Origin of the sequence: Paenibacillus terreus (assembly GCF_042138595.1) — a bacterium.
Taxonomy (GTDB): Bacteria; Bacillota; Bacilli; order Paenibacillales; family Paenibacillaceae; genus Paenibacillus; species Paenibacillus terreus.
The window spans coordinates 32,187-56,964 of the sequence record NZ_JBHIRX010000025.1; the positions used below are offsets into that span (position 1 = coordinate 32,187).

A 24,778-nucleotide genomic window follows, 5' to 3' on the forward strand; every position below is an offset into this window, starting at 1 on the left:
GAGGGGATAAGGCCCGGACATTTATTTCCAGGCCGATTCCTCTTTTCAAGCATTACAGCTTCTGCAGCATGTTATAGATCATCTCGGCTGCTTCAGCGCGGGTGACATTGCGTTTCGGACGGAAGGTACCGTCTGGGTAACCTTGGAGCAGGGATTCCTTGGTTAGCCCTATAACTTCGCCCCTTGCCCATATTGAAATGCCATTTTCATCCTTATATACGTTTCCGATCATGCCTTTTGGTAACTCCCGTAAGGCATTACCGATCATTTTACTTGCTTGCTCCCTATTAATCACAGCGTTAGGAGCAAATACATCCTTACTGAAACCGCGGGCAACAACGTGCTCAATTGCCGTCTGCAGCTCGGGAATATACCACGCTGCTGAATCAATGTCCTTAAAGGTCAGAGCTGTATCGGATTCTTCCGGAAGACCCAAGGCACGAACCATCATGGCCATATATTCAGCCCGTGTAACCGCCCGGTTAGGCTCAAATGTTGTTTCTGTCGTACCTTCTACAATGCCTTTCCCGGCCAGATAGGTAATTTTTTCCCGGCTGAAAGTCTTATCGATATCGACAAATCCTTTACCTTCATTGTTCTCTCCTGAGTTCGCTTCTTCCCGAGGGATCTCTGGCTTCACCGGTTCTTCGATCGGAGCAGCTGGGCTTTCGATCACCGTTGTTTGGCCACCGCCGCCACCGCCTCCTCCGCCAGTTCCGACGGAAGGCTTCGTATCCGTCCGCACCGTGAGCTCTTTCGGCGCAGACTTCCTTCCCCCGGTATTTTCTGTCCAAACGGTAAAGGTGTAACTTGTTCCAGGAGCCAATTCATTTTTGGTGAATTGATTCGCTTTGCCGCGATATACTTCTTTGCCTGCCAAGGATATAATCACGATATCATTCGGCTGCACACCTTCTATAAACAACGTGACGGAATCCGTAGTATGTTCACTGCTTAATGTGAAATCCCCCGCTGGCAGCGTCTCAAATGCCGCAGTAAGCTCCATCCCGCCTCCGCTAGTGTTCACCGGTTCGACTCCAATCACATAAGTCTGAGAGCTGTTTAAGGCGCTTAAACTGTATGCAAGACTAGCAGTCTCCCCAATGATTTGACCATCCAGATAAACCCGATAGAAGTCGGCGCCGGTGACTTCCTTCCAAGTAGCCTGGGCGGAGGATGGTGTTATATCAGAAACCTGAATGAAGCCTTCCTTCATATCACTCGGCAATGTCCGCCAAGTGAAGCGACTGTAATTCCCTTCCCCGTTTTCATTCACAGCGAAGACACGGAAGTGATAGAGAACACCTGGCAACAAGCCACTAATGTTCATGGCAGGGCTCGTTGCGATTCCAAGTTCTCCGCTGCCTTCTTGCTCGACCCGGTACAAAGTAGCACTCTTCGAAGGTGTCCAAGTCAAAGTGAATGACGTGTCCTTCGTATGAATACCGTTTAATCCCTGGGGAGCTGCCGGTAGCGTGAGTACGCTTGCGCTCAGCTTTTCCCCAAAGCCGCTGGCATTTCCGCTAGCAACACTTGCCTCGTAGGACGTTCCGCCTTCAAGCCCTGTGAACACAGCAAAATTATCAGAAACGGTCATCCTCTGGCCATTCATGCTTACCTGATACTTGGTTGCACCAGGCACGGTATTCCAGTTCACTTTGACGCTTTTCTCCCCAATATCGGTGAAACGGATTCCGTCCACCTGCTGAGGAACCGTCAATGCATACGTCGCATCCATAACACCCAACCCGCTGCGGTTATACGGCTGAATCGTAAATTGAGCGGATTGACCGGATGGGAGATCCCGAATTGTAATTTCTTTCTGATCAGCTCCCAGCTGCATTGGCGGACCGCCATCAATGGAGAACCAGTACCCTGCTGCCCCTCGTACAGGGCGCCAGCCGAGACGAATCCAATCCACGCCTGCGTCCAGGCTGCGGAAGTTTTCGGCTTTGGCCGGGAGGGTAATGAGATCAAGCCTCGCTTCATCCCCACTGCCGGACTCGTTCGTTGCGGTCAAGCGATAGCTGTACTCGGTACCAGAATTCAGTCCTACGTCATGGAAGGCGTTGTATACATCGTCGTAAACCGTTATGCCATCCCGTTCCAATTCATAGTAAGTGGCGCTGGTTACGCTATCCCACTGCAGATCGATGTCTCGTTCTCCGACCCGAACATATGTGAACCCGGGACTCGCAGGGAGCGACATGATCGACTGGTGCGTAGCCGGTCCCTCCCCGCTCTCATTGATAGCAGATATGGAAATGTCATAGAACGTAGCCGGCTGCAGGTTCAGCACCGGCGCATACACGCTGGTCGTAACCGTCTCATTGAACACTTCCTGCATCGTATCAACTTGAACTGCTCTCAAGCGGTAGGCAGTTGCCGACTGCACAGGATCCGCGGTGACCAGTACCTGGCTGGAATCATATTCAACCGGTGACACAATCATGTGCTGCGGAGCTGCGGGAAGCGTCAGTACCTCCACCGTGCTGCTGGTTGCTTTTCCAACGTGATTGCTGACTTCTAATTCAAATGGATACCGCGTACCCGGCTGCAGGCCAGTAACGGTAAGTACATTCTCCGGAAAATCGGCCGTGAAATGCTGGCCAGTAGACCGGTTGTACAAGGTGTATTTGTAACCATCCGTATAGGCAGCTCCATTCGGTAAAGACCATTCCAGGACCGCCTCATCCTGTTTTACCGACTGTACAGATAGGCTTGGTGCCTCCGGCTCCTCCTGCAGGTGGAAAGGCTTTGACACGATTATCTCGTCGTTCCCCACCTGGTCCACAGCTTTGGCATGGATGTACCAAATGCCCTCATCCTTGATTGTTAATTCCACCCGGTTATCAGCCGCAATATCCCAGGTGGCTGGTGCATCCGATGAATTCGTAATTTTGTAATACCGCTCTTTAACGCCCGATCCTTCATCTGAAAAGGAAACGGAAGCGTGAATGTCATCATCCGACCAGCCGCGGCCATCCGGATCGATGTCAATAGCAGGTCCCTGCTTATCGATATATACTGTCTTGCTGGTAATAGCACTCACGTTCCCTGCAGCGTCAATGGCGCGTGCAGAGATCACCGTCGTACCATTCTCCGAAATGCTGCCGCTGCTGCCCTTCTCGAATGCTCCATTTCCAATTTGGTATTCATAATAGAACGGGCTGAGCAGGTCAGTGCTGCCATCCACCATGAAATCCACATTCCCAGCGGTGTAGTCGTCTTCAGTCGTAGTAATCACCGGTGCGCTCGGTGCCGTTCGATCTACCACTATGCGCAGCGGATCCGCATCCGCCACATTACCGGCCTTATCGATGGCTTTGGCATGTACGTACCAGATACCCTCATCTGTGATCGTGGTCTCTGTATCACTATCGGCCGGTATCCAGGTCTGCGGAGCATCAGGTGAATCGGAAACTTGAATATATCGTTTTTCGATGCCGGAAATAGCATCTTCAAACTTGAAAACGGCATGAATGGCATCTTGAGCATATTCGGCATCTGCAGTAACCGTAACAAGTGGTTTCGACTTATCGATCATCAGCTCATAGATGGCTTCCTCGCTGACATTGCCGGCCTGATCATATGAGCGGGCCGTGATCACGGTCGTCCCTTCAGCGGACACAATAAAATCATCCTCCGCGTCCACCGGCCACTTGAACTGTGTTGCTCCGGATAGAATGTACTCCGTCCGATGTATGCCCGATCCCGTATCCGTTCCTGGACGGATATGCACGCTCACATCTTCTTTACTCGGTGACGCTTTGCTCACCTCAATCACCGGCACCGTTGGGCTGGTCGTATCAATGAGAACTGTAACGTTGGTTTCTTCACCCACGTTGCCTACATCATCTGTGGAACGCGCGGTAATCACCGTCTCCCCTTCCACAACAGCGGGTATAACAAACTCGGAGCCGTACGGCTGCCAGCCTTGATTTATTGCCCCTTCCAACTTGTATTCGGTCAGGCTGACATCCTGATCGGCGGACGGCTCAATAGTTACCCGGATATCGCGATTGGATACAGCTTTGGAAGGGCGAATCTCCGGCACACCAGGGCTTGTCCGGTCGATCCGGACCGTTTCTTCGCTCACTTCACTGATATTCCCTGCTTTATCAATGGTTCGCGCCCTGACAACCGTCTCACCTTCAGTAACGATCGTAAACGGATTCTTTACTTCTTTCCAATCGGCATTCTCTGCGCCGCTTAATGCGTATTCTGTTTTCTCAACCCCGGAAAATGCATCCGTTCCAGGTGTGATACTGACAGTAACGTCACTTGCCGCTTTACCGATTGGATCAAGTGCAATAACCGGGCTGGTCGGCTTGGTTGTATCGATTTGAACGGCCGAAGTACTTATGGCGCTCTGATTACCTACGTCGTCAAAAGAGCGGGCAGTGATGGTCGTTTCTCCTTCAACGGCGGGAATAGAAAACCGCCCACTGTAACTTTGCCAATTTTGTGTCACCGCGCCATCCAGCTTATACTCCGTACCGCTTAAATCGCTATCTGCAGCCGGCACAATCTCTACAGGTACTTCCGCGTTCGAGAGTGTTTTTGACGGTACGATCGTAGGCCTTGCGGGCCCTGTTTTGTCAATGTGGACAACGGTTGTTTTCGTGCTGCTGAAATTGCCTGCGTTATCCACGGTTCTCGCGCTGATTGTCGTTTTCCCTTCATTGGTCACCTGGAAGGAAGCCGAGTAGGTCTTCCAGTCGGAAACGGTGGCTCCGGAAAGAGCATATTCCGTTCTGGCCACTCCGGATTTTGCATCCGTACCAGGCGTAATGGTGACCGTAACATTTGTATTGGACTTCCCCGCCTTGTCCGTTGTAATCGTCGGAGCTGTCGGTACCGTTTTGTCAATTTTAGTATCCAGTTCTGAAATAGGACCTATATTGCCTGCATTGTCCACGGTTCTGGCATAAATATTGACGCCCTCTTGGGTGACATTTATGGCCGAAACATAATCCGTCCAGGCACCGTTTGCCCCGATACGGTACTGGCTCTTTAACACACCACTTCCACCGCTGTCTGCCCCATGCTGTATGGTCACGACCTTATCTACGTTGGAGTAAGCCGGGTTGTTAATCAATAATGTTGGTGCGCCCGGCGCTGTCTTATCCACGATGATACTGCCCGAGTACCCTGCTGAAGCAGTTCCTCCATATCCATCATTCACGCTGACGCTCATGGACTTTGGCCCTTCTGTGAGCTCAGCTCCTGACCAAGTTAAAGACCAGGCTCCAGGAGGAACCGTTGTGGACTTCGTCACCCCACCAAGATTCCCAGTGATGGTAAGCGTATCGCCATCCATATCCGTAGCTGTGCCAGATATGGTGATCGCATTATACCCGCTGGCTAAAGAAACATACCGTGTGCCGGCAGTAGATATAGCTACAGATGGCGCAGCATTTACAACACTACCCTTAACGTAGAAATATCCGTCTGCTGCCCTGCCGTTGTCTGGATAAGTACCGTCTGGTGCTTGCTCTCCACCAACGAGTTCGCCCGGTGTGTAATTGTATCCAGAAGGAGTTGCAACATGATCGTAATATCCAAATCCGGCCTCGGATTCACTTTGGTCGAAAGACGCCGACCACGCTATCCGAAGTGTATTCTTCGGCATTGTGACAGGAACCCATACCCCTGGATTATATTTGGATTCATAACTTATAGAGTAGACATACGGATAGTCACGAATGTCTTTATCATAAGCGTTGGTATTAGCTGTTTCGATGGTCATCGTATTTCTACTTCCGTAGAGAGTATACTCTCCAGTAGCACTATCAAATCGAGCTGATTGGTACATAACAACCCGTACATGCAAGCTAGTAGTCCATCCTCTAACTCCAGTTCCGGGGTATGTCCAGTTGTTATATCTATCTCCTCCAACAACACCATCGAAGTGATCAGTCCATGGTCCGTATGGTGTGGCAACAGCCTCATATTTGGAGTAGTTATACAGATGTGCAGCAGCGTCCGCTTTGGGAGCATAATTAGAAAACACCGAGAACTGCAACGCGATACACAAAAGTAGTGCGGCTCCTCTTTTCCACAATGAGAACCGATATGTTCTATTTTTAAACCCGCGGTCACTCGCCCTGCTGCCTTGTTTTCTCTGTTGAGCCGACTTTGCAAGCAGGACCTTTCTACTTACACGGCGCTCTTTGGATGGCAAAACAGCTATTACATCTATGAGGAGTAACTGTCCATCGTGGTTCGCAAGTTTATGAACTGCAGATAAAACAAACCCTCTCATGCGCTGCATGAATGAAATACCCGATTTTGTTTGATTGGCATTCGCTATTGCTTCCCATTCCGCAGCAGTATGCATAACTGGTCCGGCAGAAGGAGTCGTTTGAATCTTAGCATCCGCGGAAGCAATATTACTCACGATCATTGAGATACCTACGGTACGAGCATAAACCGTGGTTCTGCCTTCCTTGGTGATGGTAAATGGCTCTGTGTAGTCAATCCAAGAACCAAACTCTCCCAATTTGTACTGGGTCTTCATTGTTTCTGCACGACTACCGGTAATAGTGACGGTAACAGGATGCTCTGTGTACTCAGAACTGCTCAACTGAATACTCGGCGTAGCCGGCCGTGTCTTGGAAATCCTTGTCGAGGACTGAGCTATTGCACTGATGTTCCCGGCACGATCCAGCGTGCGAGCATAGATGACCGTATCTTGATCCTGAATGCGAACAGGTAAACGGTAATCCTGCCATTCACCGTCGCCAATCTTGTACTGGCTTTTCAATACACCACTGCCACCAGCATCTACCCCATCCTGGATTGCAAGCTGCTTCTCATCGCTGTCCCAGCTCACGTTATTTACCAAAATGTTCGGCATATCGGGAACTATAGCATCATTATTAAATGTGTTTATTTCGTTGTTATCCGAATATTCATTATTTTGAACAGCTTCTTCTCGCTCTGGATCTGCAGCTTGTTTATCTGGATCCGAAAGAGAATCGGAGTAATTTCGTATAGGTAATTCCGCATTCTTCGATTGATTGGCTGCCTCCGGCATATCGATCGATCCGTAAACGGTTGAGCCGAAATACGGATTAAAGATCCCGGATACCAATATGATCAGGAGAAGAATGCTAACGCATCTTCGCAAATGGTTTCCCCCCTCTACATGTTAATGGGTTACAGAAGACTTGAAGTCGTCATAACTGGACAAGTTCGCATGATAATAAACAACATCTCCATCCGGAGCGGCGAACTGATGCCCATATCGATCGCCGATCACATTGCTGTACCCTTCGAGCTGCCATTGGTTATCCAACGGAGTGCTGTTTCCTGGCAGTCTGTAATACCGCAGATGTGGCGTATCTGATCCGTCCTGATAGGTTTCAATGTTGAAGTTCACCACAATGAAGCCGTCCTTCAGGAAAATCGGTGAATGATCTGTCAACTTATTGGTTCTGCCGTATTCCGCAATATTAAACCCGCTCGGAACGACATACGGAGCTGCCGGCAAACTGTATTCACCATACCATTTTTGAATGGAGGCCACAGCCCGACCAGGATCCACCGTTTTCGGAATATTAGACGTCGGTCCGATCAGTGTCCGTACCCGCTGCGTTAAATCAAGCAGGTTGTACCCGCCAATGGTACTTTTATTGCGGGATTGCTTCAGGAAGTCGGTGAAACCGTAGGTGGCCACGTATTTAGCCGTGTTGTTCAACTCCGCTGCAGAAACGTTTCGCAACGGGGTATTCAGAACGATGCTACTGGTCAACGTGTCCTGGCTGGAACCAATCTTCACGAAATTTTGGCCTGTCGTATAATTGTGATAGTACAGATCGACTTTCTGTCGTCCGGTCCCGTCTTTATTCACGAAATAGAATGTCGGCACAATCTTCACATGATCTTTCGGGCCGAACATATTCCCCTTCGTTTTAAAGTCAAATTTAAAAGAGTAGCCCGTCTTCACAGTCACATTCTTATACCCGCTGTTCGGGTGGCTTCCTGGCCGGATCGGCAGGAGATACGGGAACTTATTGCCGCGAGGCTCACCGTCAATGGAGTTCGGCCCGACCCAATACGCTGCGCCGGTCGGCTCAGAGCTGCCCTTCTTCGTCCGGAATACCGTCTCCCAATCATAGTCCATAATGTCCGTGACTTTAAAATCATACAGACGCCCGATCACTTCCACCGGCACCGTGTTGATGGCCACATGGTTGGCCAAGTCGAAGTTGGCCATCTTCTCCCAAGTGAAATTTTCAGGTGCATTCTCGGCTATGGAACGGAAGTGAACCGTATATTTCCCTTCATTGACCCATACCGGCATCCGGAACGTGGTCTGCAGCTGCGTCACCGGAATATCAATCCAAGTTTTAGCCGGGATGTACTTTCCCTTGTCTTCGTTGAAAACATCGAACTCGAACAGCACTTGCTTGTACGCCGTGTACTTGGCATAATCCCGGTTCCCGTACCCTTTAATATCCCGGTGCGGACCACTCGTCGGCATGGTAACGGTGAATGGCCGGTCCAGAACCAGGGCAGCCGTGTTTGCAGTCGGGTATACCTTCTGGTTATGCTCCTTGTCATTACTCACACTTGGATACATCACCACCGGCGTATGAACCGTCACGGAATTGATATCGTTGATCGGTCCGGTGACGGAATCCGTATCCTCCGCGCCCATACCTCCAGGAATGACGGAATAATAAATGGTGCCGGAGCTGGCCGCCGACTGCTTATTGGCCTTGCTGGTCGGAACCACATGATTCGGGCTATATAGAACATTGTCGCCGATCACGCCAGGCTCGGGAATTTTACTAGGGTCGCTGGTTTGTCTTTTCTTCCAGGCATCCTCCATGATCGGATCGCCCTCAAACGAAAGCTTGTCATTCCGAACATCCAACTGCGGAGTACGTGCTTGAGCTGGCTTATCCATTTCATCCTTTAGCACGTCTTCCGGAACACCTGGCTTTTTACTCTGAGTACAATCACAATCATATTCGCCCATATCTAGCTCGATCCGTTTAATTTCCGGCTGCTTGATATGCTCCGTAAACGTTTCAAGCTCGAACTCAGGCGGCTCATAGCCTGCAGGAAGAATCGTAATGCTGTTGCCTGTAAACGCATAATTGTTCAAAATCGCCTTACTGAGTTTATAGGCTTGGAACGTATCGACCGTCCAGTAGGAATACTCCCTCGTGACAGGAACGACTCTTGTAATATATTCGTTGTCTCCCATCTGCCGGATGACCCCGTTTTGAACTTCTCTCCACATGACGTAGTATTCTTTGGTCACCGGGACATTAAAGGTACACGTACCGGTCATTTTGTTGAATTTATTCTGGAACTGGTATTCTTTAGCCTTTACGTTCCCGTACAGGCTCTCGGAAGTCGGTATCCCTTTTAAGACATCAAACCGCTCCTGGCCGCGCGCATCGGCTTTAATCACGCCGACAGCTTCCTGATCCATCGCTTCTCCTGTCTTCGTATCGGCCACGACCGGCTTTGTACAGCCCACTGCTACCGGAGGTTCTTCCGGAACTTCCCCTTGGTAGTACATATAAGCGGTATAGCTTTCAAAGGAGCCGTCGTAGGTGAAGCCTGGCGGCGTACCATCCAGGATCGCACCTGATGGTGTTTCACCGGTGGTATTCTTTTTATAGCCCTTGTAAACGTAGTCGTTATGCGTAGGCGGAGTGAAATTATAGGATTGGCCAACCACCATTGCCTCCTGCCGTGGTGGGAAAATGCTGGCCAGGGATTTGCCATCTGTTGTGAAGTATTTCACGGTCAGGCTGGTATCCAATTCGATTTTGAACAGGATCGGAATGTATATCCTGTACGCCACAATACTATCAGCACAGCTAGGGCATTTTTCCTGTTTTATATTCTTAGGTTCGGGAGCATCTAAAAGCATATTGACCGTGATCGGAATGGTCGTGGTATCCGTGCCAATGCCTTGTTTTTGAAAAGGCCTTATATCGGCATCAGTTGTCCCGCTGCTAACATGCCTTCTGTATTCTTTATACGTATCAGAACGGGATTCTTCAAAATACTCTACCGGATCTCCAGGATAGTTATAAATCCGTGCCTCTACGTTTTTAATTGTCCGGTTCGGGAATTGAAACTTATAGGTGAATTTGGCATCACCGCGCATTCCTTTGTTCGGCTGCCGCCCTCCGTCCGTCCAGTTTCCAGTCTCCGAATTCCCCCACATATCGTAATACATCATACCGACAAAATAACGGTAGTTTTTGTCTTTATAATACTTTAGAGGGGTGACCTCTGTGTCCGCCGTGTCCGCCTGGACTGCATTATTCTGGAAAGGGAAAAAGGACAAAGGCAGAATGAGCAGCAGCCCCATCAATAACGCCGTAAAAATGCGTTTCAGCTTGCGTCTCATTCCCATGGGCTTAGTTTCCTTTCCACGGGTTAATCATGAGAGGAATGTAATCTTCAGATGCTTCATCGAATCCAATATACTCAATATCTTGTATAGTCAGATTCTTATGATCCACAATTCCATGAAGCATTTTATCTGCACTAGACCAGATTGGATAAAAGCAGTACTTCGTACCATCACCATTATTCACGGTCATAGAATCCATTGGATTCCGGTAACGAATGTCCTTTTTCTTGGTCAAGTAATACAAATTTCCTGCCCCCGAAGTAGTCTTTGCTCTAACTTTGAGGTACATATTCGTTGTTTTCGGGTCTGTATACAGTTCAACGCTGTAAATATCACGGACGAATGTAGCTGGTAGGTCACTTTTCTTGAAAATAATGGCCTTTTCATAAGGCTTCTCTTCCATATTTTCAAGTAAATATGGTTTGTCCGTAAACCATTTCCGGTACGGATCAAGGCTCACCGGCTTCAACCCGGACTTATCCAGCGTCGTAACGTCCTTCGAGCCGATCCAAACCCACCGGCTAAGCTTGTCCCATTCTACTGGCTGGCCAAGCCCTTCGCTGACCAGGCGCAGCGGGACGAACGTCCGATTCTGCTTCAGGAGGATCTGCGTGTCATACGTCTTGGTCTGGCCATCAATGGTGGCCGTTTTCTGCCCTACGGTCATATTCACTGTATGCTTATCGTTCTGGATGGAAACGGATAGCTTGCCGCCTGATTTGTTCCAACCTACTTTCGCTCCCAAGGCTTCAGAAACAAAACGGATCGGGACCATCACCCGGTCACTGCCATCCTGAAATGGTTTGGCATCCGGAAAGGAAATTTTCTTGGCGTTCCACAGTACCTCAATATCTTGTTTGTTGCTTGCAGCATGAGTTGGCGCGGCAATCCCAAACAGCAGGGCGGCTGCCGTCACGGATAAAAGTAGTTTCTTCATGAATTACATCTCCTTTTCTTTAACGTTAATATGGTGAATCAGATACCTTTTGGAGTAATTACGCCTAAAGTTCATTAAGATACATTAATAACATCAAATTCCGTATCAGTATAATCCCATGTGGCATGATCCATATTATCAGCAACTTTCACTGCAGCTTTTTCAACTTCCGGATCATGCTTGCCGCTGAATTCACCTACGACTTGCACCTTTACGCGATATCTTTGTGATCGACAATTCCACTTCATATTGTTTTTTCATAGCTTTCAACTCCCTTCAGATCAATGTTTTATTGGGATGAAACGGCCGGTATGCTTGCCGCTTGGCACATGTTTATCAGGTCGAGTAATCTACAGAGCACAACTTCGCGCGTAGTTCAACTGGAGGCTCCGCCAAGCGGCGCCAGCCGCTGCCGGAGTAGTTGAACTTGATTGTCAAGGAGGAACGCGCAGCGGCAAATCCTTGACAATCTCAAGCGCCCTGATACGCTGAGCCGGCTGCGGCAAGTGACATAATAGGCCGTGGCTTCTGGCGTAGCCGGAAGGCATCCATGATTTTTTTATTTCCCTTATTATTTCGGTTCTCTCTCTCCAGGGAAATACCCTGCTTCAGCAGCTTCACGCTCACTGCTGAATTTTTCGATAATCTCCCCGCCATAATGATACGAATCCCTGAAATACACTTTAACTCCTTGGCGTAAATATCCGTAAATGACAGCACTTTTGACCAATCGGCTCCCCCCCAAGGCGTAGTTGTTGTACGTGTGAAGACCGACCGGCACACCTTGGATGAATGAAAGGACGCCTACGTCATTAATAGTATTGTTCCATTCCTCTTGCTCGACGCGCGGCAAGGTAAATATATACGTGATGCCCAACCTCCGCGCATATTCATTGTAAGAGTTAATAGAATGCTCTAAGCTGCCCTGTACTACAGAGATTATCGTTGACCTTCGGACTTGATCAAACGTGTCGGGGTCCTCCAGCAGAGGAATGCGATGATCCGTTAGGATCGATACCTCTTCCCTTCTGCCTTCGAACCATTCTTGTGTAGCAGCATCATACGCATACACATAATCGTCCAGGGTAAATGTAAGACTGTTTCCTTGTTCATCTGAATACGCAAACGGCTTTTTGACCTTCCAAACCTGCCTGTTCTCATATTCCCCTTTGGCGTTTCTGAAAGTTTCATTGGTGTAAATCCAGAGGCCGTCATAATCAATTACGGCAATAACTGGGATGTAAGTCTTCAGGACGCCCTGTGCAATCACGTCATCCCGAATTCCGACGTTATTAAAAAGAGTCTCATAGAAAGCTTTCACAGCCCGCTCTTTATTCGCTCTTATCCGTTTTGTGGAATCATAGCTGCCTTCGAGATTTTTATTCTCATTGAGCTGCAGAGCAAATGCTGCGTCCTGGACAGCTGCCCGAAGGGCACCATCATACATGACCATTTTCTCCTGGGCCCGCTCTTGCTCAACAGCCCTAAGATCATTCTTGAAAAAGAGCGGGAATACGATAATCACAAATACCAGAACCCAACTAATAGTCTTCATTGAGTATGATCCCTCCGTAAGGGATATAGATCCGAGTAGGATCACTGGTATACCCATTACTCAGAAAATCCTGCATGAGAGTAGCCTTTGTCGTATTCGTGTTTCTCACGATAACGGAAAAGAAATCTCCTTCTCTCATGTAATACCTGGATCCGGAGGACAGCGTTTTTAAAATGCTGTCAGTATACCTGGCGTCATAGTAGACGTCCGTCTGCCCCGTAAAGGTCGCAGCATCTTCCGGGTCTTCGTAAATTGGGTTATATTGCTTTGCCTTGTGTTCCATTTGTACGTCATATAAGTTTGAACTGCCCAGCTCTCTCATAAAATCGTTATACATCGTTGGCGTGATGTAGCCTTTATTCCGAACAGAATCCACAAAATTGGTGGTCGCCTGATAGGCCAGGTTATAAGCAATTTGATCCTGTTGCTGATACGCCGCTAACATAGGATAGAAATAGAGCAGCAGACAAGCAAGTATGATGGCAAATGGATAAAGCACGTACTTAGCCATTCACTATCTCCATCCTCATTTTTTTCTAAAGATGACTCGCGCCAGGTTGCCTTGGCTGTCCCTTTGATATTCCGTGGTATATGTTGCCTTAAGCGGTATCATGGAAACATCGGTGTCATCGATATTGATGTCTTTGGGAAAAAGGTATCCTTCAACTTGGATATCCGCCCCGATCGCAGCGATTTGAAATATGGTTTGGACCACAGTAGCCCCGCTGACACTCTCTTCTCCTTCAACTGCAGGGATCACTGCCATATTCCGATCACGGCTGCTGATTGCAGCATCCACCTCGTTGAGAGCATCATGATTTCCTCGAAACAGCTGCACTCCTACCGCAGCCGCACTGACAAACAACAGAATGCCTATCGAAGCGATCATCATTTTAGTGGCTATGTTCATTTCACTCTGTCCAATCCGTCAGGTTTGTGAGAACTCTATGCCGGTAACTACGTTGTTCACGTCACGAACAATAACACTCTTAAATTGTCCTGACGGGTTAACATATTCATTTGATGTAACATCAGTCGTTCCGCCAACGCTGCCCTTTGTATACGTTGTCCCGCCTGTATTCTTCTTCGTAGTTACTTTAATGGTGAAAGTTTCCTTATTACCGAACTTGCGGATCGCGTTCACAACCTGGCTACCGGTTACAATAGTGTTGTCATAGCCTGCATACGATTGGCCAGACAATTCCGTTTGAATGCTAGAAAACTCAGTCTGGGCCTGCTTTGCCCCCTCTTGGGCCGTGCCGAACAAAGTGACACTCAACGTAATCAGAGCAATAGCCAGGAAAAGGCCCGATGCTCCTAATAATGCTTTTGCTGCAGTACTCATGTTTCGATTACTCTCCTTTGAATTTGAATTCGTTAATGATTGAGGTGCATACCGGTCGTTTTAAGGCCCGCGCAAGTAGGACACTTGGTATCACCTCCCGGAAACGCTCTGTATTTGCTCAAACGATGCCCCAGCCTGGGTGATACTGAGATAGAGCATCGGAACAACCAGATATAGGAAGATCAAATACATGGACGGCGCCAAGCCGAAGATTCTCCCCCAAAATGCTTTGAGTTCAATCAGCCGGCTAAAGTATTCCTTGCGTCTCTCTGCGTAATATTCCTTGGTTAATTCCAGATCGTCAAACGCCTGCAGCAGGGGGATCTTCTCGACCGCCAGCCTCAGTTTTTCAACAATCCTGCCAAATGGTTCGAATGATACATCCTCACCCAAAATCTCAAGGGCTTCTTCCTGGCCACTGCTGTAATTATTCAGGCAGTTCTTAATTGGGTCTTTGAAGATGACGCTGTATCTTTCCATCCACTCCAGAACGGTTTCGACATCCATCCGTTCAAACTGGGCCAGAATAGAAATAATCGTATGGAACTGGTCCACTTCATCCTGCATTTCCATATATCGAATTTTTTTCTGAAAATATAGTAGCCAGAGTGGCGTATAGTACGCCGTGATCGCCAGCAGCATGCAAAGCAGCAGCTCCCACCATTTGAAAAATTCATTCTGAATCTCGACATATTTTTGATAGATTCGGTTTGCTGTATAGATCGTTGCCGGATCATTTTTACTTGTCTGGGTCAACGTACTGACCAGCCCAAGCAGAGATTCCGGCGAAACATCCGTTGAATTATCCAAATTTGTCAGGACCGAGCGGTCAAAATCAGTGTTTTGCTGTGCGATTGCCAGTTCATCAGGTCCAAGTTTTCCGAATACCCCCGTGCCCCGTAATGGATCATGGAGTACGTTATCAACGGATACCGAGTGCATATAAAAGAACATGGATACTGAGCCTATAAAAATGACCAGACTGAGTAAAATGCGCTGAACATACAACCACTCGATAGTGAGATAAGAATTTGCATCCTTTATTAAGATCGTCAGTTGGAAGTGAAATTTCTTGTGCGCAGCTGGTACGAACCGATCTACAACAAAGCGCAGCGGCGTTACCTTGGCATACAGAAACTTCTCCCACAAAACTCGTTCGGATTTGGCTACATACCTGGCTTCGTCATTGGCCAGCAGCTTCTTGATCAGCGCATAACATAACAATACGACAATAAAAAAGAAGACCTTGATGAAGAATCCAAACTTACTGGTATAAAAATCGCTCATGATTGGAAAATAGGCTTCTGCCCAAAGCTCGATCGGTTTAATGAAGAGTACCGAAAGGACCGCAATCGTCGATAAACCCTTGAGCAGATAATTCAAGCGTTCTCTTCGTAAAATCTCATAGTTCACGTCTTGGATCAGCTTAGCGATCGCACTGAGGTACATGGACGAATTTCTGACAACCCGGTCCCCGAACTCAGATACCAGAAAAGAGAACCCGGTGAACATTTTATAATACTTGTTGGGAGCCACCTCATAATAGACATCCAATGCCTTTTGCTGATCATCTGCAGTCAGGATTTCATAGATTCTCTCCCCATGCTGTGCGGACTCGTGCGGCGCTGTGAGACTCGCTTCATAAATGGCCTCCTCTACATTCTTGGTGCGTTGAAATTGATGCCTTGTATCCTCGTACAGCTTGATAGACTGTTTCAGCAGCCGGTCCTCGACACGGTTTACGAAAGTGGTGATCATCACCCCATTGAGCACTACGGCACCGAAGAGTATGAAAAAAATCGTGAATAAATCGCGGCTGATCAAGCAAAACAGCAAAACCAGAATAGTGGTGGAGCTCAAAGTGATAAAAGCAATCCTCATCGTCTGCCGGCGAATCGCGTATTCATCGAATGAATCCAGTACTTCTAGCCGTTTGCGGATATTCCAGATGTATTTTCGAAGTAAGGGTAGCCGCTGGAACAGAACATATGATTTCTGGTAAACCAGGTTTAACCTATGCTGATTAGCCCGTTTGCCAAAGTGCTTTTCAAAAATATCATTTTTCTTTTTGCCTTCCGCGTTCTTCACGAAGATAGTGAAGGCAAAAGCTATTAATAATAGAAGGAACAGTCCGAAGAAAATACTGGTAATCATCCAACTGTTCATGCCGTCACCTTCCAATACGTAGCGATCAGATCCTCAAATTCTGCCCGGTCCTTCGCATTCATGTGCCGTATCATTTCGGCCTTCTGCTGCTCAGAGATCGGATGCTTGGCAATGTATTCACCATCCTGGAATACCACAATATCTCTGCCCTCGAAGGTTTTACGGTCTGTCATTCGTCGGTAAAACTCAATGGCTGCTTTCTCAGGGTCCTCCGGGTACATGTCGTTATCCAGCAGCGGCACACATTCTGTAATCCGTTCAATGTATCTGCGTCCTTCGGCATCCTTGAACAGATGGATATCAAAATCCAATACGCTGACAACCTGCTGCTCTGCAATTGACTCATTCCGGAATAGCCCCGTCTGCAGCGTTGAATTTCGCAAGGAAAATACAAGATCCTGAAATGTCTTCGCATGGTGCGACAAGATGGTGAACAAGCTGGCGACTGTACCGGCCTGAAGGAACCAGGTGACTTGTTCCGCGGTAGCAGCCTCACCAATGATATTAACTGCACCATCCGTCTTCTTCTGAATATCCATCCCTTTTTGGCCTGTAATATCCGCAGTTTCCCGAATAGATACAATGTTTCGCTGCGGGAACAGATTCCGCAAATGCAGCTCAAATGCCATTTCCTGTACCCTGAGCGTCAAATACCCGGCAATATAACGTGCCATACCCATCATTAAGGTGGATTTACCGGTACCTTGGTCACCGGTCACCGTGGTTACCCTGGCACCCTTCATCAGCAGCGGAACCAGGCGAATCGGCAACTCCGTATTTTTAAAGGAATAGCCCCGATCCTTGGGATTCAAGAAATTCTCCAGGTCCGTGTAGGTGAGATTGAATTTCCGGTTGAAAAACACCCACGATTCTGAAAACGGCGGGCGCATGACGACGATCCGCGAATTATCCTTCATATCGTTGACTATAAACCCGTTCTGCTCGGTTAACTGTCCAGGGTTGTTCCATTTGTAGATGGATTGGCAGATCCGCTTCAGCTCCAGCTCGCTGCCGAAGGACAAGAAGGACATGTGCATTGTTTTACCACGGTACATAATCCATACGGAGTGGGTATTGTCCTGCTTGGAATGCAAACGCATTGCCTTCAGCATCTGCTCCTCATCTTCGATGTCCTGCATCGCAGCAGGAACACCGGAAACGCCGCCCGACACACCATCAATTTCCATGTAACGGATCTCGTCTATAACGCCAAACCCTTTGAATCCCTGGTAAATCCGCTGCACAATGACCTGCATTTTGTCCTCGAAAGACAGTTCGCCCTTCGATTTTTCCCGGTAGATTTTCTGAATCTCGGCCTCGGTGATGATATAGGATTCTGTTTGGCCATCTTCGATTACCGACTTCAGCTCGTCCAGCCGATACTCTTCAATCATTTTAGGTAATGCCTTGTATCCGTGTTTCTTCTTATATAACTGCATCAGGATCTCGAACTTATCCTGGACGGTGAGCGTGTCTGGCTCCTCAAAAGGAAGGACAAAGTTTACATTACGCTCATTCATGCCATATTCCCGAACCAGCAGATCATAAATTAGATCCTTTACATACATCTTGTCGTACAAGTCGCCGCTGTTGCAGCCTTTGAGCGCAGCTTTCAGCTCAGTACGCATATGCTTCTGCCGATTAAAATCCTCCAGATCCAGCGCCAGGTCATACAAGTTGGAACCGGTCATATCATTAAATTTGTTCTTTATATACAGAGTCATCTGCTTAATGCTGTACCGCTCCAGATCCTCAGATATTTTTTTCTCTCTCGGGACAGCGATCGGATTTCTCATTTTATAGATCAGGTATACAAGTAGAGCGATTAAAAGAATTCCGATCCCGATGCCATTCCAAATTAAAAGCATCAGGAAACGCCCCTCTCAATACGCTTGATGTCGGTGTTAACTCCGATCTGTGATAGCATCTCCTTCGTAGCCTTCCTGACTTCCTGGAAGAAAAGGTAGCTTCCATGGCGCCGGCCGCTGTTGCGAGCACGCCGGAACCAGCCAAGCACGTCCTTATCATTGAAAGCATCTCGGTAATCGGAGCTGTATGGAATCGTAAATACCGGCTCCTTGATCCCGAATTTCCGCCTGATGTTGGTCGCATTATATTTCGAATGAGGATCGTACTGCCCCAGCAAAACCACCTTACTCTTGTCCTGCAGCCCGGACGGCCATTGCTCCTGACTGGCGTATCGTTCCAGAGAGTTCAGGTCCTGGCTGAGATTAACTACAACAAGATCTGAGCTCTTAATAAGCTGATTGGATACAGTATTTTGGCTGCCACTGTGAATATCCAGAATAATGCACTGATAATAACGATTGGCTTCATCAAAAATGGCAGGAAAAATGTGCTCGATGCCTTCAACCGGAGATTTACTTGTGCCGGTTAATAGGTCTAAACGTCCGGGCTCAAGTGAAATGGCATGATTATTGATGCTATTTGCCTCCAGACGTTTCGTTTTTAATAGTCGTTCCAGCGCATCCAAGCCTGTTGTCGAAGAGTTTACGAAGTTTCGCATCTGCAATTCCTTAGATTTTAGGAATGCGTCTTCTAATGTCGATCTTGAAAACTGTGTTTGGGATACGAGTGTCCGAATGTCATAATCAAGCCCAATCATAGAGGCGATGGCTACACTATTTGATGTATTGCCCCGTCCATGATCCGGGCTCCAAAAAGAAATGATGGCCATAATCGTTATCTTCCCTTCTCTGCGCTTCTAATTGCTGATTTGATGGTGCCTCTATCCAGATCGGTTACAGCTTCCAAAAGGGAAGCAAGCGACTTTCTGGTGCTACGTGACAGGCCCTTCAGTTTAAGCCGACTTTCATACTGCATGTTTACACTGACGGTATAGTCCAGTTCGTCATAGTAGAACTCAAACTCTTGTTGCTCAAACTCCACGGACAAATGAGCAATGGTTGATTCCACATACTCTTCGCTAACCTGCTGATCAATTGCCGGGTAGTGAATACGGACCATCTGCAGATCTGATTCTCCGATAATTTTTACAGCGCCATCCGTCTTCTGCTGGGTGCCTGTCCCTTTATTACCCGCGGTTTTTTTCCGTTCCTGAAGCAGCTTTTCCAGCAGCAAGGCATTTCTTTGGATTGTATATCTCTCGCTGTTTGTCACAAGCACATATTTTGTAACCTCCCCCCATGCCTGTAGAAGAGTCGGCTGTAGTGTTTCTGTATGATCCACATCAATCAGAACAAAGTCATATCTTGAAAAGTTCTCATTCTTTCTCAGAAAAAATTTCACCAGTGAGTCCTGAATAGTCGTACCAGTGGTAAAAGAATGCTCAAACCCACTGGCCACATCCATATCGTCGTATTCAGTCACCAGGTTGTCGCCGCCTATATCGGGTATAGAGTACCGATATTTCTGCAAAACCGTTGCATCTATAATCAGGACTTTATGATCTGCTGAGGCAAGGATTTTCCCGAGCCAGAGAAGCAGCTCCGTCTTTTCACATGCCCCTATGAAAAGTAGGGTTTTCAACTTTTCGCCTCCTACGGTCGATTAAGGGTTAACGCTATCCTTTGGCAGTTCCCCATAGATATTACTGTCGCCACCCTTTTCTGGGGTTACCGGCTCCTTTGCGGATTCTGGTTCTTCTGGTGGAGGAACCTGATCCGCTGCTGCTTCAGACGGTGGGTTAACTACTTGGGGTGATGAGCTGCTCTCCTGAGCTTCTACATAGGCATTTGGATCGGTAACCATTCCATCCTTTACCGGTGGAAGATCAGATGTATAGCTTGTCCCGGTGCCTTCAGAGGACGGGGAGCTCGTCGTCCCGCCATTGTTAATACCCATGCCGGCATTATATTTTAGGCGATCTTGTTCAGACATTTCTGACAAATTCATCTCAAGTACTGTTCTCTTTTTGGATTCCAGCTGCTCGGTCGCCACCTTCACAATATTAGGATCCGATTTGATCAGCTGCTTAACTTCATCCTTCGGCGGGTAGGTTACAATCGCTTTATCCTGCATATAAGGATCGACGTAGCTGAGCGCGTAAATCGTTGCATCGTTAATGTACGCATCCACAATCGCACTGGACATCATCAGAATCTCTTGCTCGTCCATTTCATAAGAAACCAATCCATTGGCCAGGTCCTTCACTTTCTTCTTGGAAAGGACAATGTAATCTTCACCAGTCGGGAATTTGATCCGGACATCAACGAATTGGTTAGGGTCCAGTTTTGTCGGCAGTTGGATCAACTTAAACTCCTGATTCCTCAAATCATTCGGGGTGACCCCATTTTCAAACAGCATGGAGCCCGTAATCGGGGTGTTTTTAGGAAGATCAATTTTGGTATACTTCCCGACAACATCTTCCTTATTCAATACATTTTTAGGTACAGAAGCGACTGGCATATTTACGAGTTGAATATCCGTTTCCGCTAATGCATCCCCTGCTTTATGGTCTTTAACAACCACAGGCACCTGTTTCATTTCCTGGTTTAGAATTTGCTGTGTATCGGCCAGCTCTTGCTCCAGCTCTGCTATTTCTTGCGAATAATCAGTCTGAAAATTCTTAAACAGAAGCACACCGATAGTCAGGCATATAATCAGCATCGTGACGGCACCTACAGCACCTGATAACACGATCTGTTTTTGCCGCAATCGAACTCTGGACATATCTTCTCTCCTTTTCAACGTTATCTCTTGCCAAAGAACAATCCTCTACGTTTACCATGAAGCTGTAGCAGCCTCTTCATACTTTCATCTGTATCCGACTGTTTGCTGAACGGATCCGGATGATATGGTATGGCTACGATTTGCTTAACAGTGGTCTCCATCCCCTTTTTTATGTCTTTAATCGATTCGTCTTCTACTAAGGGGATGGCGATGTTCCAGTTCTGTTGGTTTCGTTTTCTGTTTTGCCGGCAGAAGCGGTATATGTCTTGATGCTTCCACTCGGAGCCTGCTCCGACAAGGACCGGTATTCCAGCTCTCAGAAACTCTTTGAAATGTTCCGATGTATCGTGACTACCAAGGTCAAGAACAATAAAGGTAAAGCCCGCCGAAAAAAGTTGGATAAGATCCAATTGCTCCCCAGACTTAAAATAGTGAACGCCAAACGCTTCAAAATGATCTGTCTGAAGAATGGCCCCATCCGGAACCGCATGATAAAGACGTTCTATTCTAGCAAAAGCATATGAGTCACAGGCTTCAACCAAAGCCACACGCTCCTTATGCCTTGCCAGATAGTTAGCAATGAGTGTGGCCGTGTGGGTAGTACCGACTCCAGGTGATATGCCCATTACGGCAATGACGGCTGTACCGACCACTTTGTCCTGATATACAATCCGGCTCGTCGCATCAACCAGACTCATATCAATCTCTTGCGTTGGATCGACCTCCGTCATGGATGGCGTAGGAAGCTTAATTTGCGGCAAGCTGGGAATTTTAAGTTTTGGCAGCTTTGGCGGTGAAATCTTTGGTATCGAAGGTATTTTAGGCAAATGAACCTTATCTTTAGATTTAACTTTAGGCTCCTGTGGTGGTTTGATTGGTTCTGGTGCTGCTTCAGATACCGGTGCCAGCTGCTGGTCACTTTCTTTTAAAAGATGTGCTTCCTCACTTTGGGTAATCTCGGATTGACTTACTCCCTCTTTCTGGAGCATGCGCTGCTGGATATAAGGTGGTACAGGATTACCCTCTTCTTCCTTCGGTTCAATGACCTCAAGCTCGTATTTATCAGTGTTGATCGTAGGTGTGAATTTTTCAGGTGGTTCGTCTGCCGGTTCAGGATCATCTTCAAATTCATCATCATCGAAATCAGCAGCTATCCTACTGATTTCCTCGTCGATGGTTTGAAAATCTCCATCGAAATAAACCACCTTCACCGCAAGGTTATGCAGAGTTTGCTCGATCCTGGATGCCCAAGGAGCCCCCGGGTCAATCACTGCAACATCTGCCTCAAAACTACCGAGTACGATACGAATAGCACGTTCATTTGCTGCGAACGGAGCTACTTCAAATTGAGCAAACCGGCTGCGCAGGTGCTGATGAGTGAAGTCACTCTGTACTAAAAACAGGATTCTCATTCAAGTTAATTCCCCCATTGATAATAGAGTAAAAAGCCCGTAGCGCTTAATAGTCTTTTACTCTTAAAAAATTTAGGCGTTTTTACACCATATTATGAATGGAGTATTTACGCCTATATATTTATAGTAAGCCCTTGTAAACGAATGTTACAATTAAGGTTACTATATCGGTAAGGAGTGCCTGTACATGACTTCATTTCCTAGTAAGGGACCTAGCAATGAACGAAAATGGTCAGTTTATAGTTCTGACTATCTGTACAAAGAAAGTAAGAAAACCGCAATCGACCTTGACTTAAAAGACTACGAATACATGTTCTACGTACTCCAAATAGGCTTAGGATTGAAAGATCGCATCAAGGATTTAGAATATCAAGCTAAGATCCGCAATATTTCCGTTGAAGAGTTAGTGAGAGATTATGTCAACTTAATAATTAAAGATTAATTGTCGTCCAGAGATGTCTTCATCAATTATGACGCTGGATCTGTATTAATCCCTAATTGAGTCTTTTCATCCTCGTCTTTCTCGTAGACCATCTCTTCAGAATTCTCCTCACTTGAAACATTCGGTTGTGTGATATCCGCTCCTAGTAGTGGAATATCATTATATGTGGTAGGAACACATATCTGATATTTTTCTTCCCAGTAACGATACTGCAATTTTTTAAGCATAGCCGGGTACTTCCCTTTTTCAACCACAAGGATGCTGTCTTTAGGCATCCGCCCCACTTCATCCGGAAATAGAAGCGGACGGCCAGAGTAAGATGTACTTTGGCTTTCTCCGTTTTGTATAACCTCTTCCCTCTTGATACTGGTACTCCCACTCTCGGTCTTGATCGTGGTTTTTCCAAGTTCTTCTGAGAAGTACTTTTTTGTAACCTGATCATTCGCTGCCAAGAGGAGTCGAGTATCGCACATAGAGATAACGTCTTCCCATGCATCTTGTGGGTAACGATCCTTGAGCTGAGGCAGCGACTGCCAGATCATGACCGGGTAAATGTGCCGGCTGCGCATCGTACCCAATTTCTCCTGAAGACCACCGATCCGACCTATATTGGCCAGCTCGTCCATAAGGCACAGCACCGGTACCTTGGAATTTGGCTCTGTTAGGCGTACCTTGTAGATCGCGTTGAACAAGATACTCCAGAGCACCGTGACAAGCGGAGCGAATGTCTTGTCTGAGTCACTGACCAAAAGATAGAGTGCAATTTTTTTTCTGCCTAGATCTTCAATGTTGAAATCACTGTGACTAGTTAATTGTTGCACACCTGGAATACCAAACAATGTAAGTTTTGTAGCCAATCCGAACAGGATGCCGTCCCGTACTTTGTCTTTGGCCATCAAGAAATTGTTGAATAAAAACTCGGCGGTACCGGTTACTCCGTTGCGTTTAAATAAATACTGATAGCTCTCTTCATCTTGAAATTCAGTATTGACAATTCTAGCAATTTGCTCAAACGACTGCTTTTGAGGCATGTCTTTGTAAACTTGTTTTACAAAACCGATAAGCGCTGCAAGCAAAGACTTTTCTCCATCGTCCCAAATCGGATCAGAGCTCCCTTTACTCCCTTTTGCAACGTTACCACCAGTGACGTAGCTCTCAGCAATTTTCATCAGGTCCGTATCTTCGTAAACGTAGTCGCCAAAATTGATTCGATTTCCACGTTTAAGATGAAGAAAATCGAGAACATATATCTCGTACCCGTTTTCTCTCAGTAAAGGAGAAGTCAATGAATACAGCTCACCTTTTGGATCCGTTATCACCATGGAGTATCCAAGGTTCAGTCCGGTATGAAGCATATTCGGCAAGACGATACCTGTAGTTTTTTCAGAGCCAGGCGGACCAAACGCGATTATGTTTAAGTTTTGCTGACCGTTGTTTGGTATAACCGCATACGGATTGCCCGGCAAGTACACCCGCTCTTTCACATCCCCGACGATAACGCCTTCTTTGGTCTGGTAGTACCCTTCCTGCATTTCTTCAGCTGTTTGCCATCGGCTTGTACCATGAGACCCGTATTCTGCTTTTTGTTCAAATTCATCTTTTTTGCTTATCCGGCCCGAAATTAGTAATTTTATAATCCGATAAACCGTATAGGCTGACAAACACCATAGTCCCCCATTGATAGGGTTAACGACGAAATAACCTGGCAGGTTATAAGATCCTAAAACGGTTACCCACGGATCGTTAAACAAATCCTTCAATGGTAATTCTTTATTTAACAAGGAGAATACAAATCCGCTAATCAATGGATAGATTATGAAAAGCAGAAAAAGGCCGAGTAACGTACCGAATCCCTTATACAATTTTAGAAGCATT

General features: G+C 47.1%; 16 protein-coding genes. 1 reads left to right on the plus strand and 15 read right to left on the minus strand.

The window, feature by feature from the left end:
• Positions 1-52: 52 nt before the first annotated feature.
• From ACE5KN_RS28385 to ACE5KN_RS28450, 14 genes are all read right to left on the minus strand, one after another.
• Complete coding sequence (locus ACE5KN_RS28385) at positions 53-7,135, minus strand: OmpL47-type beta-barrel domain-containing protein (RefSeq protein ID WP_375533244.1); 7,083 nt, start codon at positions 7,133-7,135, stop codon at positions 53-55.
• A gap of 21 nt (positions 7,136-7,156) precedes the next feature.
• Positions 7,157-10,393, minus strand: a complete 3,237-nt coding sequence (locus tag ACE5KN_RS28390; RefSeq protein ID WP_375533245.1) for a DUF5704 domain-containing protein — start codon at positions 10,391-10,393, stop codon at positions 7,157-7,159.
• Between the two features lie 4 nt (positions 10,394-10,397).
• Positions 10,398-11,330: a stalk domain-containing protein gene (locus ACE5KN_RS28395; RefSeq protein WP_375533246.1), complete on the minus strand. Its 933-nt coding sequence runs from the start codon at positions 11,328-11,330 to the stop codon at positions 10,398-10,400.
• A gap of 74 nt (positions 11,331-11,404) precedes the next feature.
• Entirely contained in the window at positions 11,405-11,539 is a 135-nt protein-coding gene (locus tag ACE5KN_RS28400) for a hypothetical protein (RefSeq protein WP_375533247.1), read from the minus strand.
• A 362-nt stretch (positions 11,540-11,901) separates the two neighbouring features.
• Positions 11,902-12,885, minus strand: coding sequence for a hypothetical protein (locus ACE5KN_RS28405; RefSeq protein ID WP_375533248.1), 984 nt, complete (start codon positions 12,883-12,885; stop codon positions 11,902-11,904).
• Entirely contained in the window at positions 12,872-13,396 is a 525-nt protein-coding gene (locus tag ACE5KN_RS28410) for a hypothetical protein (RefSeq protein ID WP_375533249.1), read from the minus strand. The genes ACE5KN_RS28405 and ACE5KN_RS28410 overlap by 14 nt, the downstream gene beginning before the upstream one ends.
• 15 nt (positions 13,397-13,411) lie before the next feature.
• Positions 13,412-13,774 carry a hypothetical protein gene (locus ACE5KN_RS28415; RefSeq protein WP_375533250.1) on the minus strand — a complete coding sequence of 121 codons (363 nt, stop codon included), beginning with the start codon at positions 13,772-13,774 and terminating at the stop codon, positions 13,412-13,414.
• Positions 13,775-13,813: 39 nt separating this feature from the next.
• Positions 13,814-14,230 carry an ABC transporter permease gene (locus tag ACE5KN_RS28420; protein ID WP_375533251.1) on the minus strand — a complete coding sequence of 139 codons (417 nt, stop codon included), beginning with the start codon at positions 14,228-14,230 and terminating at the stop codon, positions 13,814-13,816.
• 90 nt (positions 14,231-14,320) lie between these two features.
• Entirely contained in the window at positions 14,321-16,396 is a 2,076-nt protein-coding gene (locus ACE5KN_RS28425; protein ID WP_375533252.1) for a hypothetical protein, read from the minus strand.
• Positions 16,393-18,264: a P-loop NTPase family protein gene (locus ACE5KN_RS28430; protein WP_375533253.1), complete on the minus strand. Its 1,872-nt coding sequence runs from the start codon at positions 18,262-18,264 to the stop codon at positions 16,393-16,395. Before ACE5KN_RS28430 ends, ACE5KN_RS28425 begins: the two co-directional genes overlap by 4 nt.
• Positions 18,264-19,094: a hypothetical protein gene (locus ACE5KN_RS28435; protein ID WP_375533254.1), complete on the minus strand. Its 831-nt coding sequence runs from the start codon at positions 19,092-19,094 to the stop codon at positions 18,264-18,266. The genes ACE5KN_RS28430 and ACE5KN_RS28435 overlap by 1 nt, the downstream gene beginning before the upstream one ends.
• A 5-nt stretch (positions 19,095-19,099) precedes the next feature.
• Positions 19,100-19,906 carry a hypothetical protein gene (locus ACE5KN_RS28440; RefSeq protein ID WP_375533255.1) on the minus strand — a complete coding sequence of 269 codons (807 nt, stop codon included), beginning with the start codon at positions 19,904-19,906 and terminating at the stop codon, positions 19,100-19,102.
• Positions 19,907-19,927: 21 nt separating this feature from the next.
• Entirely contained in the window at positions 19,928-21,049 is a 1,122-nt protein-coding gene (locus tag ACE5KN_RS28445; RefSeq protein WP_375533256.1) for an SAF domain-containing protein, read from the minus strand.
• A 20-nt stretch (positions 21,050-21,069) separates the two neighbouring features.
• Entirely contained in the window at positions 21,070-22,461 is a 1,392-nt protein-coding gene (locus ACE5KN_RS28450; RefSeq protein ID WP_375533257.1) for a hypothetical protein, read from the minus strand.
• Positions 22,462-22,648: 187 nt separating this feature from the next.
• On the opposite strand from ACE5KN_RS28450, the gene ACE5KN_RS28455 reads away from it, so the two are divergent.
• Positions 22,649-22,903, plus strand: a complete 255-nt coding sequence (locus tag ACE5KN_RS28455) for a hypothetical protein (protein ID WP_375533258.1) — start codon at positions 22,649-22,651, stop codon at positions 22,901-22,903.
• A 26-nt stretch (positions 22,904-22,929) separates the two neighbouring features.
• Here the strand turns inward: ACE5KN_RS28455 and ACE5KN_RS28460 are convergent, their stop codons facing one another.
• Positions 22,930-24,777 carry a VirD4-like conjugal transfer protein, CD1115 family gene (locus tag ACE5KN_RS28460; RefSeq protein WP_375533259.1) on the minus strand — a complete coding sequence of 616 codons (1,848 nt, stop codon included), beginning with the start codon at positions 24,775-24,777 and terminating at the stop codon, positions 22,930-22,932.
• Between the last annotated feature and the right edge of the window lies 1 nt (position 24,778).